The following is a 13,556-nucleotide window of genomic DNA, read 5'->3' as shown; positions in this document are numbered from 1 at the left end:
GCCCTCTCCCGGGCGTCCGACAACGAACCGATCGGTTCCTGCACCACGTACCCTCCGCGTGGCCCGGGGCGGGCTCGGCGTCACGCCGAGCCCGCCCCGGGCGACTTTCCGATCCTGGTCCCGCACCCTGACGCTGACCGTCGGCACTCGCCGGCGCCCGCGAACGTCAGGAACAGCCGAGCGGAACCGGTGTCACGTCGTCAGCGTTGGTGGGTCAGGATGCCCGGCCGGTAGGGCAGCAGGCCGTAGTCGCCGCCGGAGTTGGGGGATCGGCCTTGGTAGAGCAGTTGGAGGTTGCAGGGGTCGATGGTCATGGTCTGGTCGGCGTTGCTGCGGATCAACTCGCCGTGGCTGATGTCGTTGGTCCAGGTGGCGCCGCTGTTGGTCTTGCCGGCGAAGGGGTTGCTCTCGGTGGCCGCCTGCGGTGTCCACGTACCGCTCAGGCTGGTGGCGGTGAAGGAGCGGAAGTAGCGGCCCTGCGCGCCGATCGCCTCGACGAGCATGAGGTACCGGTTCTGGCCCTGGAGCTTGTAGACCTGGACGCCTTCGAACAGGTTGTTCGTGGTGTCGCTCATGATCACCGTCGAGGTGGAGCCGAAACTGCCGGGGAAGTTGCCGATGGGCATGCTGGCGCGGTAGATCCTGCCGTTGTCGCCGGCGAAGAACAGGTACATGTTCGTGCTGTCACCGATGACCGCCTGGTCGATGGGACCGGTGCCGGAGTCGGAGATGCTGCCGGAGAACAGCGTCTGCGGCGACGACCAGCTGTTGACGTTGGTGGGGTCGCTCGACGTGCGGTAGGAGAAGGCGGGTCCACCCCACTGGTAGGCCAGGACCCAGATGTTTCTCGGGGCGAAGTAGAACAGTGACGGCGCGACGGCGGCGAACGGCATCGGGTTCTGGCTGGCCGAGCCCATGTCGGACCAGTTCGTGAAGAGGCCGAAGTTCATCGAGCCCCACCTGGTGCCGGTGTCGTGAGTGGTGGCGTAGACGAGGTGCCGGCCGTTGTAGGGGGCGTGGGTGAAGTCCTTCAGCGACACCCATCCCGCCCGCGGCTGCGCCAACGCACCCGACGACGACCACCGGTACGACGACGGCAGAGCACACGTACCAGGCGGCGGCGTGGTGGGGTTTCCTCCGCCGTCGACGCGGACGAGCTGCCACTGCTGGTTGTTGCCGTTCCAGTCGTCGTACTGCACGACGCTGCCACCGTCGGCGGTCGAGGCGCCCTGCACCTCTACCACCTTGTTGCTGTTCCGGTTGACCAGGCGGACGTAGCCCCCGGCGGAGTCGGCCAACCGGAACTGCTGGTTGACCGTGTTGTTGTCGGCCCACTGCACGATGCTGCCGCCGTTGGCGGTCGAGAAGTTGTAGACGTCCAGCACCTTGCCGGACAACCGCGACCGCAACCGGTAGTAGCCACCGCCGGAGTCCACGAACTGCCACTGCTGCTGGTTGCCGTCGTTGCGCGCCCACTGCACGATGCGCGCGCCGTCATTCGTGGACAGGTTGTAGACGTCCAGGGCCTTGCCGCTGTTGCGGTTGATCAACACGTACCACGCGCTCGTGTCGACCGTCGCCGCGGCGGCGGGCGTCGACGACACCACCGCCGCGGCGGCACCGCCGACCAACAGGGCCACGCCAGCGGCGACGAACCGCAGCAGCCACCCGCGCCGCCGCGACGGCGGCGCGATCGATGGAGTCTGACGAAAGGCAGACATGATCCTCCTCAAACACAGGGAAATGGCGTACGAGGACGGGCGCACCGCGACGCGTGGCGGCGCGCCGGGCGCACAGGAGTTAGCGCTAACACGTTCCGTGCACACCCTGGTGGAAGCCTGGCCCGAGGCGGACGAGCGTGGCCGCCCGGTGAACCACACCGCCGCCGCCCCTAGCCATCGACTGTGAGCGATAACATGCCGTTCGTCAAGCCGTAACGTCGCCAGGCCGCCAGCCGGTGACGCGCCACGGCACCCGAAACACCACTGCGACGGCGGCATTCCCGCACGTGTGCTGCTGCATGGGCGCCGTGGCGATCAAGCCACCCGATCCGTACGGGAAAGGTCTGACGCACTAGCATTGCCGCGGTCCGGGACGGCTCTGCTGAAACGAGGCGAAATGCGGTGGCTCCGGGGGTTACTGGGCGGTGGCGGGCGGGTCCAACTCGACGCGGGCCGGCAGCAGGCGCTGCTGCGGGACGTCCAGCACCGGTACGGCGCCCACACGCGAATTCCGTTCCGCGAGCAGGCCCAGGCGGTCACCGCGATGCTGGGCGACGACGACGGCCTGGTGGTGGCGGCCCGGATCGTGAGCCAGGTCGCCGACGAGGCCCACGCGGACCTACAGGCCCAGGCCCACGAGGTGCACCGACGCACCGGCCGGCGGCTCCTGGTGAACCGCCGCAACTACCGGCCGCTGTGGAAGGAAGCCGGCCAGGCCCTGCGATGGCCGCTGTCCGCGTTGCCGTGCGGCTTTCATCCGTACGCGCAGGTGGCCGCCGCCGTCGCGGTGCTCGGCAGCCAGGCGTCCCGGCTCGACCGGGTGACCGACCCGGACCCGCTGGTGACCCGCATGTTCGAGGTGCTCGACCTGACCACGGCCGGCTGGGAGTACGGCCGCGTGCGGCTGGACACCGACGCCGCCACCCTGGCCGATCGCCTGATCTCGAGCACCGCGCAGGTCCTCGCGGCCATGGACGACCCGCCCCGGCTGCCGCCTGCCGTCCGGGAGCTGATGCGCCGCAACAACACCTACGACGTGTACGACCCGACCGGCCCCCGGGCGGTAGGTGCGATCAACCTGGGCGCACGGATGCGTGAGGGCCTGCTGGCCTGAGGACACCGCCGGGGCGAGCGAGGGCCGAGGAGAGCGCGGGTGCTGAATACCAATCCCCCGCATGGCGGAGGTACCGAATCGAACGGGATAGCAGGAAGCGCCCGCATGGCCTCGGCTCTCGCCGCTTACTCAGGGATCAACTCACTGAGCCGGTCGAGCGTATACGCCTCCGATCCGTCCGGCAGCCCCTCGGGCGCCTCGATGCCGACGAAGGTGACCGGCTCCTCCGGCAGCCGGCCGTCCCACATCGTCACCTCGGCCCCCGCCCGCCACCGGTCGACCAGGTACGACACCGTGAGGTGACGCCGCTCCAGCAGAGCGCGTACCCGGTCGGCCGTGGTGAACGTGTTCCCCTCCACCCGGTTGAACGAGGGCCGGCCGCGCAGGTACAGGTGCAGCCACACGGCCTGCCAGCCATGCTCGCCCCTGACGAACACCATCGGCAGCGCGACCCGGCCCTGGCCCCGCAGGTGCGAACGCGCCCGCACGGTGCGCGCGTCGAACGGGGCGCCGAGCTGGTCGCGCGCACGGGTCTGGTACCCGAACATCGACTCGGCGACCTCGTCGAACGACTCGCCCGCGTAGATGTTGACCTGCGGCACGACGTACCGCCCACCGACTGTCAGGGGCACGTCGACGAACTCGGTCGCACCGTTCCCCGCTTCGGTGATGTCGCCGGAGTGCACCACGCCGTCGTGGTGGTAGTTCGTCCACGACACCTGGCCCGCGCTGTGGAACCCGTCGTCGAGCAGCAGCACCGACAGGTCGTAGTCGGTGCGACGACTGTTCTGACGCCAGTACGTGAAGAAGCGGAGCAGCTCACCGGAGACCACCGCGCGCGAGCCCCTCGGCAGCACCGCGAAACCGCCTTCGGCGGCCTTGCCGGACAGCGGCAGTGCGACGTCGAGCACCTCCGGATCCACCACCAGCGGTCGTTCCAGCTCCGGCAGCCGGGCGCTGATCTCGGCGTCCAGCAACGACGACAGCTCGGCCACCAGCCCGGCCGGCAGCGGCAGCCGCTCGTCGGGCCCGACCCAGGCGTTGCGCGAGCGGCTCGCGTACAGCCGGGCGGACGCGGGCGTCAGCCGGTTGTCGACATGCTCGCGCAACGAGAGGAGGACCCGGCCCGACGCCGAGGCGAGCGCACCGGTGACCGATTCGACCACAGCGGTTCGCTCCGCCGGCGGCGCCAGCCGCAGCAGCCGGTCGGCGGAGCGCAGGAGCAGACCCGGCGCGGCCGACAGCACCGATGCGGCCCGACCGACGGCTCCGGCGCGGATCGCGGCCTCCGCGCGGCCGGCGATGGTGCGGACCGGCCGCTCGCCGCGCGCGACCGCGAACACCGCCTGCGCGTGCGGCCACTGGCCGTACTCGTGCGGGTGCAGCCGCTCCCCCAGCCGCTTCCACCGCTCCGCGTGGCGCACGACGTCGGCGAGCTTCGCCGGGCTCGCGCCGACGACCTCGTCCAGCGCGGCCAGCAGCATCCGCCGCTCCGGGCGCCGGAACGCACGGAACCGCGTGGGTGCCACCAGTGAGGCGTCGCCGCCGGAGACCTGGCAGGCGAGGCGCAGCACGTCGGTCGTCGTGTCGACGCCGACCAGCGGCCGCCCGAGGACGAGCCGGATCCCGTTGAGCACGGCCCGGTTCTCGCGCACCGGGATCTCGGCCGGCTGCGCGCCGTCCACACAGGAGACCGCCAGCTCGCTGAGGATCGCGAGGTCCGCTTCGCCGTGCGGCGTCGCACTGCCGGCGAGGGCAAGGTAGAGCCGCTCTGCCTCCACGTCGACGGCGTCGCCGAGACGCAGCACCGTCACCCGGTCGCCGGCTGCGCTGATCAGATCGTCGTGCGCGGCAAGGAGCTCGGCCCAGGTGTGCTGGTACGTCCCGTAGGCCGGCAGGTCGAGCAGGTTCACGCCGCCCGAGGCCACGGCGTCGCGCAGCTGGGCGTCGCTCGCCGTGCCTCCGCCGGTGAGTACGGCCGCCCGCAGGCGGTCCGCCCAGAACTCGATGGTGTCCGGCACGTCGTCGGGGAAGCCGATGAAATAGGCGTTGTGCTGGACGTGGTCGCCCACCAGCTCGCGCACCGCCGCGACGACCGTGGCGGCGAGGTCCATCGCCGGCGCGGGCGCCAGGGCGCCGATGTGCTCCAGCAGCGCCCGCGACGCCGAGAACCCGACGTCGAGCAGCGCCGCGTCCAGTTGCCGGGCCACCGGCCCGCCGTCGCCGGCCGCGCCGGTGCTGGCCGGCACCCGCAGTGTCTTCTGGATGATCAGATTCTCGAGCACGTGGTCCCCCCGTTCCGGTCGACTCCGGCGGTTGCCGACCCGCAGCCGCGGCAGAGTGGGTCGCCGGGGACTCGAACCCCGAACCCTTCGATCCAACAAGGAGAAGGAAGCGCCTCCATGCCCGCACAGGCGGAGAGCGGACGCGCTACTCAGTCGAATGCTCTAGCCAGTTGAGCTAGCGACCCAGGTGTCGATCATCGCACCCGCCGTTTCGGCGTGGCTATCGCATTTGCCGCCGGGCGGCGCCGCGGCGGGGCCCGCATGCCCGCCCACCCACCGACGACCTGCGCCGCAACCGCCGTGCGCACCGCCGGCCGGCGCGGACGTGACAAGTGCCGTCGGGTGAGGCCGGCCGGGCCGGAGGCAGCCGGGCGCACCCCCTGAAGCGTCCTAGGGCATCGGCTCTCGTCGGGCCTCCGCCCTGCCGGCCTCGGACCGGCACCCCTGCAGCGCCAGGGCGGGAGGGGCCGCCCGCGCCCTTCCCCGCCGCCTTAGCGAGGGGTAGCCCGCCGGCCGGCGCCGATGGCATCCTCCATTCATGGCCGTCAATCGATTCATGACGCGACTCGCGACCCGTTCGGCACTGGTCCTCGTGACCGTCCTCGCCGCCAGCGGCGTCCCCGCCCTCCGCCCCGCGCCGGCCAGCGCCGCCGGGCCCGACCCGGTGCTGGACAAGCCGGTGTTCAGCCGGCCGCTCGGCTCGGTCGCCGAGCAGAACGCGATCTTCATGCAGCTGGGCGGGATCATCGACCGGGTCCCGGCGGGCGAGGAGATCCAGATGTCGTGGTTCCACTTCTCGTTCTCGGACGTGACGGACTCCGCCACCACGCCGGACATCCCCGGCCGCCTCATCTCCGCGTACGAGCGGGGCGTCCGAGTGAAGATCATCGTGGACCAGTCCTCGGCGACCGGGCGCCCGTTCCAACGGCTGCAACCGGTCCTCGGCTCGACCGACACCGCCGGCTCGTACATCGTGCACTGCGCGGACCGCTTTCCCAGCCAGGACCGAGGCTGCATCGGCACCCGGGCGATCCAGTACACCGACTCGACGGTCACCGCGTACAACCACAACAAGTTCCTGACCGCGTCGAGGATCGTGCTCGGCACCGGGGCGAGCGTGTCCAACGTGGTCTTCCAGGGCTCGGCGAACCTGACGTGGTGGGACGCGAACGAGGCGTACAACAACGGGGTGACGTTCAGCGACGCCACCACCTACAACGCCTACCGGACGTACTTCGCGGACCTGCGCTCCCACCGGTACGGCTCGACCGGCGACAACGACTACTACTGGGTGACCCCGACCGGCAGCACCTACAAGGCGCACTTCTTCCCCCGCCGCGAACGCTCCGGCCAGCCGCTCTCCGACCCTGCCACCGACACCGTGGTCAGCATCCTGAACGCCGTGACCTCGTGCAGCTACGACGACGCGGGCACCCGCCGGCAGACCGACATCCGGGTCAACATGTACTCGTTCAACCGGCCCGAGGTGGCCAAGCGACTCACCGCCCTGCGCAACGCCGGCTGCTGGGTCGACGTCGTCTACACCGAGGCGAACACCGCCGTGCTCAACGCGCTGGGCGGCAACATCCAGCTCACCAGGTGCAACTTCAACGTCGGCCCGGGGCGCGACATCCGGACCCACAACAAGTACATGCTGATCGACGGCGCGTACGACGACGACATCGTGCCGCGGGTCTTCACCGGCAGCCACAACTACGCCGTCTCGGCCCTGCGACAGGCCGACGAGACCCTGCTGCGGATCATGGGGCGCGGCATGCACGACGAGTACCTGCGCGACTTCTGGCACGTGCGGGACACCTGCCGGGCCCGCGGCGGCGCCGTCCGCTGAGCACGACCTGACCGGCTGCCCGCCGCCGGTCAGGTGTCTGTCTCCGGCCGTCCTGCGCGTCACCGCAACCGTCGGCGCAGGGCCGAGACCGTGTCGCAGGCGCTCAGGTGTGCAGGTCGCGGCGGCGGTATCCGATCGCGCCCGCGACGAGTCCGGCCGCTGCCAGGCCGGCCATGACCAGGGCTGCGGCCCAGTCCGGTGTCGTGGCCGGCACGGCGGCCAGGTGCGCGAAGGGAGTCGACGCGGCGAGCCAGGCGGGAGCGCCGACGCTGTCCGCGACGACGTGCCACAGGAAGCCGCCGGCAGCCGGCAGGGCGCCGATCGCCGCGACGGCGCGGGGCATCCAGCCCAGCGCCAGGACCGCGGTGCCGAGGCAGAGCGCCACGACGGACAGGACGTTCCAGGCACCGGCGAGGGCGTCGCCCACGCCCAGTCCCGCGTCGACCGTGGCCGTACCGACCCACATGGCGAGACCCGCCACCGTGACCAGGACGAACGCGCCGCCGATCGCGGCGGCCGTCTCGGCGGCCAGCAGCCGCAGCCGGGTCACCGGCGCGGCCAACACCAACGTGAGCCGCCGGGCGCTCTCGTCCGCCGCGACGGCCGCGAGCCGGACCGCGACGAACACCCCGACGGGCACCGCGAGCAGGGCGTACATGGTTGCCGCGTAGCCCCGCACGGTGCCGAGTTCCCCGAAGCCGGCCGCGGCCGCCCTCGTCGCGAACTCCGGGCTGGCCGTCAGGAAGTCGGTCATCGACCGGGCAATCACCCCGATGAGCAGGAAGTACGCGCCGACGCCGGCCGACCACCCGGCCAACGGCCGCAGGGTGCGCCGCACCGCGAAGGCCGGCACGGAACCGAGCAGCGCCGTGTGCGCCGACCGGCCGCCGGCCGGACCGACGATCGCCCCGCCGACGTCGCGGCGCGCCGCGAGCCGGCCCGTGCCGGCCGTCAGCAGCACTGCGGCGAGCCCCAGCGCCAGCACCGGCAGCCCTCGGTCGGTGTCGAACGGGCGGGCCAGCGCCATGAGGCCGAACGGTGACAGCCAGCGAAGCCAGGCCAGGGCGGGTACGCCATCGCCCACCATCCGCATCAGCAGCCCGACGACCAGAACGGCGGCTGCGGCGCCGTTGGCCGCCGACCGGCTGGCGAACATCTGCGCGGTGGCTCCACCCACGACGACGAAGAAGAACCCGACGACGGCCAGGGCGGTGCCGTGCAGCACCGAACCGGTGACGCCCGCGCCTGCGACGATCATCGCCGCCGCGGTCGCCCCGCCGGCCACAGCCGGTACGACCGCGAGGATGCCGAGGTGCCAGCGGACGGCTTCGGGGAGAGTGGTACGACCGGACAGCAGCAGACTCCACCGACCGGCATCCTCCTCGCCGCGGGTGATCCGGGTGGCGGCCAGCATCGACCACACACCGAGCAGCACGGCCAGGACCGTTCCGGTCCGCCACACCGTGAACCCGCCCGCGTCGTCGAGCGCGACCGGCTCGCCGAACAGGGTGCGGATCGCCGGGTTGCGCGTCAGCGCCGCCAACGCGGCCGGATCCAGCGGCTGCGTACGGTAGGTGACCACGATCAGCGCGGACATGCCGGCGCAGATCGCGACGACGACCGCGGCACCGCGGCGCACCTGTCGCGCCGCGAGAGCGTTCAGCACCCGCCGGGGACGCACCGCGGTCAGCGTGGGGGCGCTCATCGGACGTCCCCTCCGTAGTAGGCGAGGAAGATCTCCTCGAGGCTGGGCTCGCGCACCGCGATCGTCGCCACGCCGGCGTCCGCCAGGGCGCGCAGCGCCGCCGCGGGCGGGCCGTTCAGGGTGAACCGCAGGGCCGACACGCCGTCGCCGCGTAGGGCGTCGACGCCCGGGACGCCGGTGAGGTCCGGTGGCGTGCCGGTGAACGTGGCGGCCACCTCGGTGCGGTGCAGCCGGCGCAGCCCCGCGACGGTTGCCACCTCGATCAGCTTGCCGGCGCGCAGGATGCCGACGCGATCGCAGACGGACTCGACCTCGACAAGCTGGTGGGAGCTGAGGAACACCGTCTGCCCGTTGTCGCGGGCGGTCCCGACGGCCCGCCGGAACTCGAGTTCCATCAGCGGGTCCAGGCCGCTCGTCGGCTCGTCGAGCACCAGCAGCGGCGCCCGGGTGGCGAACGCCGCGACCAGGGCCACCTTCTGCCGGTTACCCGTCGAGTAGGTGCGGGCCGGCTTGGACACGTCCAACGCGAACCGCTCGACGAGCTCGTCCCGGTAGGCGGTATCGACGCCGGGGCCGATGCGCCCGAGCAGGTCCAGGACCTCGGCGCCGGTCAGCCGCGGCCACAGCGCCACGTCCGCCGGCACGTAGGCGAGCCGGCGATGCGCGGCGGCGACATCGGCGGCGTCCGTGTCGAAGATCCACGCCCGGCCCGAGGTCGGCCGGGCCAGGCCGAGCAGCAGCCGGATCGTGGTCGACTTTCCGGCGCCGTTCGGGCCGAGGAAGCCGAACACCTCTCCCGGCGCGACGTCGAGGGTGACGTCGTCGACCGCGAGCAGCCGGCCATACCGCTTGGACAGGTTTTCGGTGCGCAGGGCGGCAGTGCCCATCGGAGCCTCCGTAGGCCAGCAGCAAGACTCGAACTGCCGACCAGACTTCCCGGCGCACCTGCTGTCACCGTACTCCCGGCCGTCACCGAGGGGAAGCTGCGGCTGCCGGGACAACAGCGGCTCGCGCCGCGTTCAGAACTGCCGCACGGCGAGCAGACCGACGGCGGCCACGAGCACGGCGCCCGCCGTGACGGTGATCGTCCGGATCCGTACCCGCAGGTCGGCGTCCCACCTGTCGCCGGTGCCGGCGGCTCGGCGGGCCAGCGGGGTCATCGCCCGTCCGACGCCGAACCCGATCCCGGCGAGCATCGCGACGTGCAGGCGCTGACCGCCGAGGAGCACAGCGACCGCCAGCACGTACGGGGCGCTCGCCGAGACGTACGTGCGGACCCCGGTGCCCATCTCGAAGCCGAACTGCAGGGCCCCGCGCCGCAGGCTGCGCTGGAGCACGTCCTGCGGCACCTGCCGGGCGTTCTGCGGCAGCCGGAGCGGCACCAGGCCGACCTCGCGGAGCAGCCCCAGCAGCGCCACCGCCACGATGCCCGCGTACCGCCACGGGACGGGCAGGGGCGCGGAGAGGCCGGAGAGCAACCACAGCACCGATCCGCTGAGCAGGCCACCGGCGATCAACCCCACGACGAACAGGGTGAGGACGACGCCCTGCCGATCTCGATCCCGCCACCCGGGCGAGGCCAGCGCGTGCGCGCTGTTGTGCGTTCAAACGGAGCCGGAGAGCGTGTAACCCGCGAGCCCTCCGATCATCGCCCAGGTGAGGACGTGCCCGTACGCGGCGGCGGCGAGCGCGCCGACGGCGAGCAGCAGGAGGGGTACGAGGGGGTCGCCGCTCCGGCGCAGTACCGCCCGGGCACCTCCCGGCAGCGTCCGGGTCATACGGCGGCGCCGGTCAGCGTCCGCCAGGAGTTGCCCCCGATCACCCCGTCGATCGTCAGCCCGTTCTGCCGCTGGAAGTCCCGCGTCGCGCTGTCCGTCGCCGGCCCGAAGGACCCGTCGACCACCAGCGCGTAGCCGCGCCTGTTGAGCTGACGCTGGGCGGCGCTGACGGCGTGGCCGCTGTTCCCGGAGCGGACCGTGGTCACGAGCTTCGGCCAGGTGGTCGCGTCGACGACACCGGTGGCCCCGAGCCCGGCCGCCGTCTGGAAGCTCTTCACCTTCGCCTCGGTGTCGCCACCGAAGATCCCGTCGATGTCGGTCGCGTGCCCGCGGGCGGTCAGCAGGTGCTGCACGGTGTAGACGTTGACCCCCGTGTTGCTCCGCCGGGTGGTGGGCCAACTGGCCGCGCCCAGGCATCCGCACTTGGTGTTCCATCGGCAGATCGACTTCACCCAGCCCGCGCTGGTCTTCTTGTACCCGTCGTGGCACCGGCGTTCCACCGAGCAGGCGCACGCGCCGCACGCCCCGTTGTAGGCCCACAGCCAGCCGTCGTAGGTGCCGCCGTAGCACTGGTTCGGCCGCAGGATCCAGGTGACGCCGTCGTTCTTGTGGAACCCCGTGTACGTCCCGCTGGTGTTGCAGGAATCGGCGAAGATCGTGCTCGGGCCGCACCCCGGTGAGCAGTTGTGGTCGCTGGCGTACGTCGGGCACCCGGCGTAGATGGTGTAGCCGTCGGCGTACGCGCGGCGGGCTGCCGGGAACACGCTGAGCGCGGCCATGCCCACCGCGGTGCCCGCCCGGAGCAGGGTGCGTCGCGACAGGGCCCACCCCGCGCGCCTGTGGCCGCCCCGCTCCAGCGGCACCCGCCGCACGGCGGGCCCGGTCCCCGGGTCGTCGCCGCGCAGCCAGGGGACGGTGTCGATACCGGTCATGCCCGGCCTCCCTGATTCGTGGCGCCCGCCGGTGCGGAGCCGCCGGGTGGGCTGTCGACCTCGTCGAGCAGGCGGTGCAGTGCCGCGCGGGAGCCGATCGGCTCGGCGCGGAGCACCCGCCCGGCCCGGTCGACGACGGTGGCGAACGGGGTGGCGATGGCGTCGTACCGCTCGAACAGTTCCGCCTGCCCGCCGAGCACGGTGATCGGCAACTGCGCGGCACGCGCCGGCGGGTCCTCCCGGTAGAGGACCCGGAACTCCAGACCGGGGCGCTCGTGGTGGTCGGTCGCTTCGGCCAGCACCTCGGTGCAGGTCCCGCAGTCGGGCTCCAGGAAGAGCAGCACCAGCGGAACCGTCGGTGCCGCCGGCGCCAACCGGGCGATTGCGGGGGCCGGTGTGCCCGGCCGCAGGCCGACCGACTCGGGACGACGCTGCACCGCTCCGCTCGACAGCGCGTGCACCTGGCGTACCAGGCCCGAGACCGTGAACGCCAGCAGGAGTATCGCGATCCAGCTCAGGATCAGTGCGCTGGTCTGGAAGCTCATCCGGGCAGGCCTTTTTCCGTCGTGCCGAGGGACCGGCCAGTCGTGGGGCGCCCGGCCGGCGCCGTCGCCGGGTCGTACATCGCGGCGGGCAGGTGCCACAGCAGCGCGGTGAACGTGGCGGAGGCCAGCAGCACGACGGCGAGTGCGGCGTCGGCGCGGTTCAGCGCAACGATCGAGTCGGACAGCGACAGCGCGACCAGGGCGAGCCCGGCGAGCACCGCCGCTCGTGCCACCACCCAACCGGTCATCGGCAGTTCCACCCGGGAGCATCCGCACGGTCGGGCGCGCCCCGTCGACCTCACGAGCAGGCCGTAGCCGGCGTACAGCGCGAGGAGCGCGGCGCTGCCGGCGAGGGCCCCGACGAGCAGGCCCTCGCCGCCGGGACGGAGCAGCGCCACGATCCCGGCGCCGGCGAGCACCGCCTCGCCGGCGATGGCGACGGCGGCGAGCGCGGCCGGGGCGGGAAGGATCCGGTGCGCGGCCAGGGCCCCGGCGAGCGCCGCCGGCCGGGACAGGTGCTCGGCGGTGCTGACGAGCAGGGTGAACAGGACGGTGTACGCGGCCACGCCGGCCAGCAGTACGGACATCGCGGCCTACCCGGCCGTCCGGACGCGGAGCCGGTCGACCAGGGCGGGCACCTGCTCCATGTCCGTGTCGGCGAACGGCACCAGGCTGAGCCAGGCGTCGGCCGCCGCCAGTACGAAGTAGGGCTGCCCGTCGGGCAGGACGTCGCGGAAGAGCTCACCGGCCTGCGTCCGCAGGCCACGCCAGGAGGGCAGTTGCCCGACGCGCTGCTTGGTCAGCGGTGCGATCTCCAGCAGGCCGAGCCCGGGCACCTCCTTGAGCACGGTGGCGGGTTCGGCGAACCTGGCGCCGGTCTTCGAGGTCGGGCGCAGGGCCAGCCCGTCGTCGTGCTCCTCGACGCGCAGTGCCCGCAGCGCGCCGAGCAGGTCGGTGGTCGCCGCGCCGTACATCTCGGTGAAGAAGCAGTGTCGCCGTCCCCGCCAGACCGCCACGAGCCGCTCCTCGGCCAACTGGATCTGGGGGTCGTAGGACCGGATGCGCGCGGTCAGCAGGGTTCCGCCCTGGTAGGTGAGTTCCTCGTCGAACGTCTCGACGCCGAGGGTGCGGGCCACGTCGTCCGCGAGCCCGACCGCGCCGGCCGTGAACTCGTGCAGCCGGCCACCGATCGTCACGTCGGCCACGGAGGTGAACGGCGCGCTGAGGTCGAGTGAGCCGTCCAGCGTGAACCGGTTCTGGTCGATCGCACGATGCGTCACCGGCGCACCTCTGGCTGCCATGCGACCGCCCTTCGTCGGGTCCGGAACTTAGCACCGGCACGATATACGGCTTGGTAAATATTTGACAATATCGATCAGGTGACCGGGTGGTGACAGCGCCGGTCCGACGCCGTGGCGCCGCGGGCGCGCGGACGACCGCTCCCGCCCGCCGGTCGGCACGGACCCTGGAGCGCCGCGCCCGTGATCCGTACCATCGGTCCTCGACAGCGGTGCCCGGCACGGGTGCCGCGGGCGGAGCGGGACCACCGACCACCGGCATGCGGGCTCATGCCGGTCGACCGGCGTGCGACCGCATCCGCGAGAACCTCGCCCAGCGGTCCGCGCGC

At 72.4% G+C, this 13,556-nt stretch carries 12 protein-coding genes and 1 tRNA gene; 2 read left to right on the top strand and 11 right to left on the bottom strand.

Going from position 1 to position 13,556, the window contains the following annotated elements:
- Positions 1-200: 200 nt before the first annotated feature.
- Complete coding sequence (locus tag GA0070610_RS09560; RefSeq protein WP_088999689.1) at positions 201-1,721, bottom strand: non-reducing end alpha-L-arabinofuranosidase family hydrolase; 1,521 nt, start codon at positions 1,719-1,721, stop codon at positions 201-203.
- 397 nt (positions 1,722-2,118) lie between these two features.
- Between GA0070610_RS09560 and GA0070610_RS09550 the strand changes: the two genes are divergently transcribed.
- Positions 2,119-2,835, top strand: a complete 717-nt coding sequence (locus tag GA0070610_RS09550; protein ID WP_088999687.1) for a hypothetical protein — start codon at positions 2,119-2,121, stop codon at positions 2,833-2,835.
- A gap of 125 nt (positions 2,836-2,960) precedes the next feature.
- On the opposite strand, the gene GA0070610_RS09545 is transcribed toward GA0070610_RS09550, so the two are convergent.
- The gene (locus tag GA0070610_RS09545; RefSeq protein WP_088999686.1) at positions 2,961-5,120 is read right to left on the bottom strand and encodes a TerD family protein; all 2,160 of its coding nucleotides are present in this window, start codon (positions 5,118-5,120) and stop codon (positions 2,961-2,963) included.
- Between the two features lie 56 nt (positions 5,121-5,176).
- Positions 5,177-5,305: transfer RNA gene (locus GA0070610_RS30450), tRNA-OTHER, on the bottom strand.
- 353 nt (positions 5,306-5,658) lie between these two features.
- Here GA0070610_RS30450 and GA0070610_RS09540 point away from each other — a divergent pair.
- A complete protein-coding gene (locus GA0070610_RS09540; RefSeq protein ID WP_088999685.1) occupies positions 5,659-6,969 on the top strand; it encodes a phospholipase D-like domain-containing protein in 1,311 nt (436 codons plus the stop codon).
- Between the two features lie 103 nt (positions 6,970-7,072).
- Here GA0070610_RS09540 and GA0070610_RS09535 read toward each other — a convergent pair whose 3' ends face one another.
- From GA0070610_RS09535 to GA0070610_RS09505, 8 genes are all read right to left on the bottom strand, one after another.
- The gene (locus GA0070610_RS09535; RefSeq protein WP_088999684.1) at positions 7,073-8,674 is read right to left on the bottom strand and encodes a polyketide antibiotic transporter; all 1,602 of its coding nucleotides are present in this window, start codon (positions 8,672-8,674) and stop codon (positions 7,073-7,075) included.
- The gene (locus GA0070610_RS09530) at positions 8,671-9,561 is read right to left on the bottom strand and encodes an ABC transporter ATP-binding protein (RefSeq protein ID WP_088999683.1); all 891 of its coding nucleotides are present in this window, start codon (positions 9,559-9,561) and stop codon (positions 8,671-8,673) included. The genes GA0070610_RS09535 and GA0070610_RS09530 overlap by 4 nt, the downstream gene beginning before the upstream one ends.
- A 132-nt stretch (positions 9,562-9,693) precedes the next feature.
- Positions 9,694-10,197, bottom strand: coding sequence for a hypothetical protein (locus GA0070610_RS09525; RefSeq protein ID WP_197697820.1), 504 nt, complete (start codon positions 10,195-10,197; stop codon positions 9,694-9,696).
- An 81-nt stretch (positions 10,198-10,278) separates the two neighbouring features.
- Positions 10,279-10,452 carry a hypothetical protein gene (locus GA0070610_RS30870; RefSeq protein ID WP_172896489.1) on the bottom strand — a complete coding sequence of 58 codons (174 nt, stop codon included), beginning with the start codon at positions 10,450-10,452 and terminating at the stop codon, positions 10,279-10,281.
- Positions 10,449-11,384, bottom strand: coding sequence for a peptidoglycan-binding domain-containing protein (locus tag GA0070610_RS09520; RefSeq protein ID WP_088999682.1), 936 nt, complete (start codon positions 11,382-11,384; stop codon positions 10,449-10,451). Before GA0070610_RS09520 ends, GA0070610_RS30870 begins: the two co-directional genes overlap by 4 nt.
- On the bottom strand, positions 11,381-11,929 hold the full coding sequence (locus GA0070610_RS09515) for a hypothetical protein (RefSeq protein ID WP_197697819.1): 549 nt from the start codon (positions 11,927-11,929) through the stop codon (positions 11,381-11,383). Before GA0070610_RS09515 ends, GA0070610_RS09520 begins: the two co-directional genes overlap by 4 nt.
- Positions 11,926-12,516 carry a MauE/DoxX family redox-associated membrane protein gene (locus tag GA0070610_RS09510; RefSeq protein WP_088999681.1) on the bottom strand — a complete coding sequence of 197 codons (591 nt, stop codon included), beginning with the start codon at positions 12,514-12,516 and terminating at the stop codon, positions 11,926-11,928. Before GA0070610_RS09510 ends, GA0070610_RS09515 begins: the two co-directional genes overlap by 4 nt.
- A gap of 6 nt (positions 12,517-12,522) precedes the next feature.
- Complete coding sequence (locus tag GA0070610_RS09505; RefSeq protein ID WP_197697818.1) at positions 12,523-13,209, bottom strand: hypothetical protein; 687 nt, start codon at positions 13,207-13,209, stop codon at positions 12,523-12,525.
- Between the last annotated feature and the right edge of the window lie 347 nt (positions 13,210-13,556).

Source organism: Micromonospora echinofusca (genome assembly GCF_900091445.1).
Classification (GTDB): Bacteria; Actinomycetota; Actinomycetes; order Mycobacteriales; family Micromonosporaceae; genus Micromonospora; species Micromonospora echinofusca.
The sequence above is the reverse complement of the archived record's forward strand: the minus strand, read 5'-3'. Positions and strand labels throughout refer to the sequence as shown.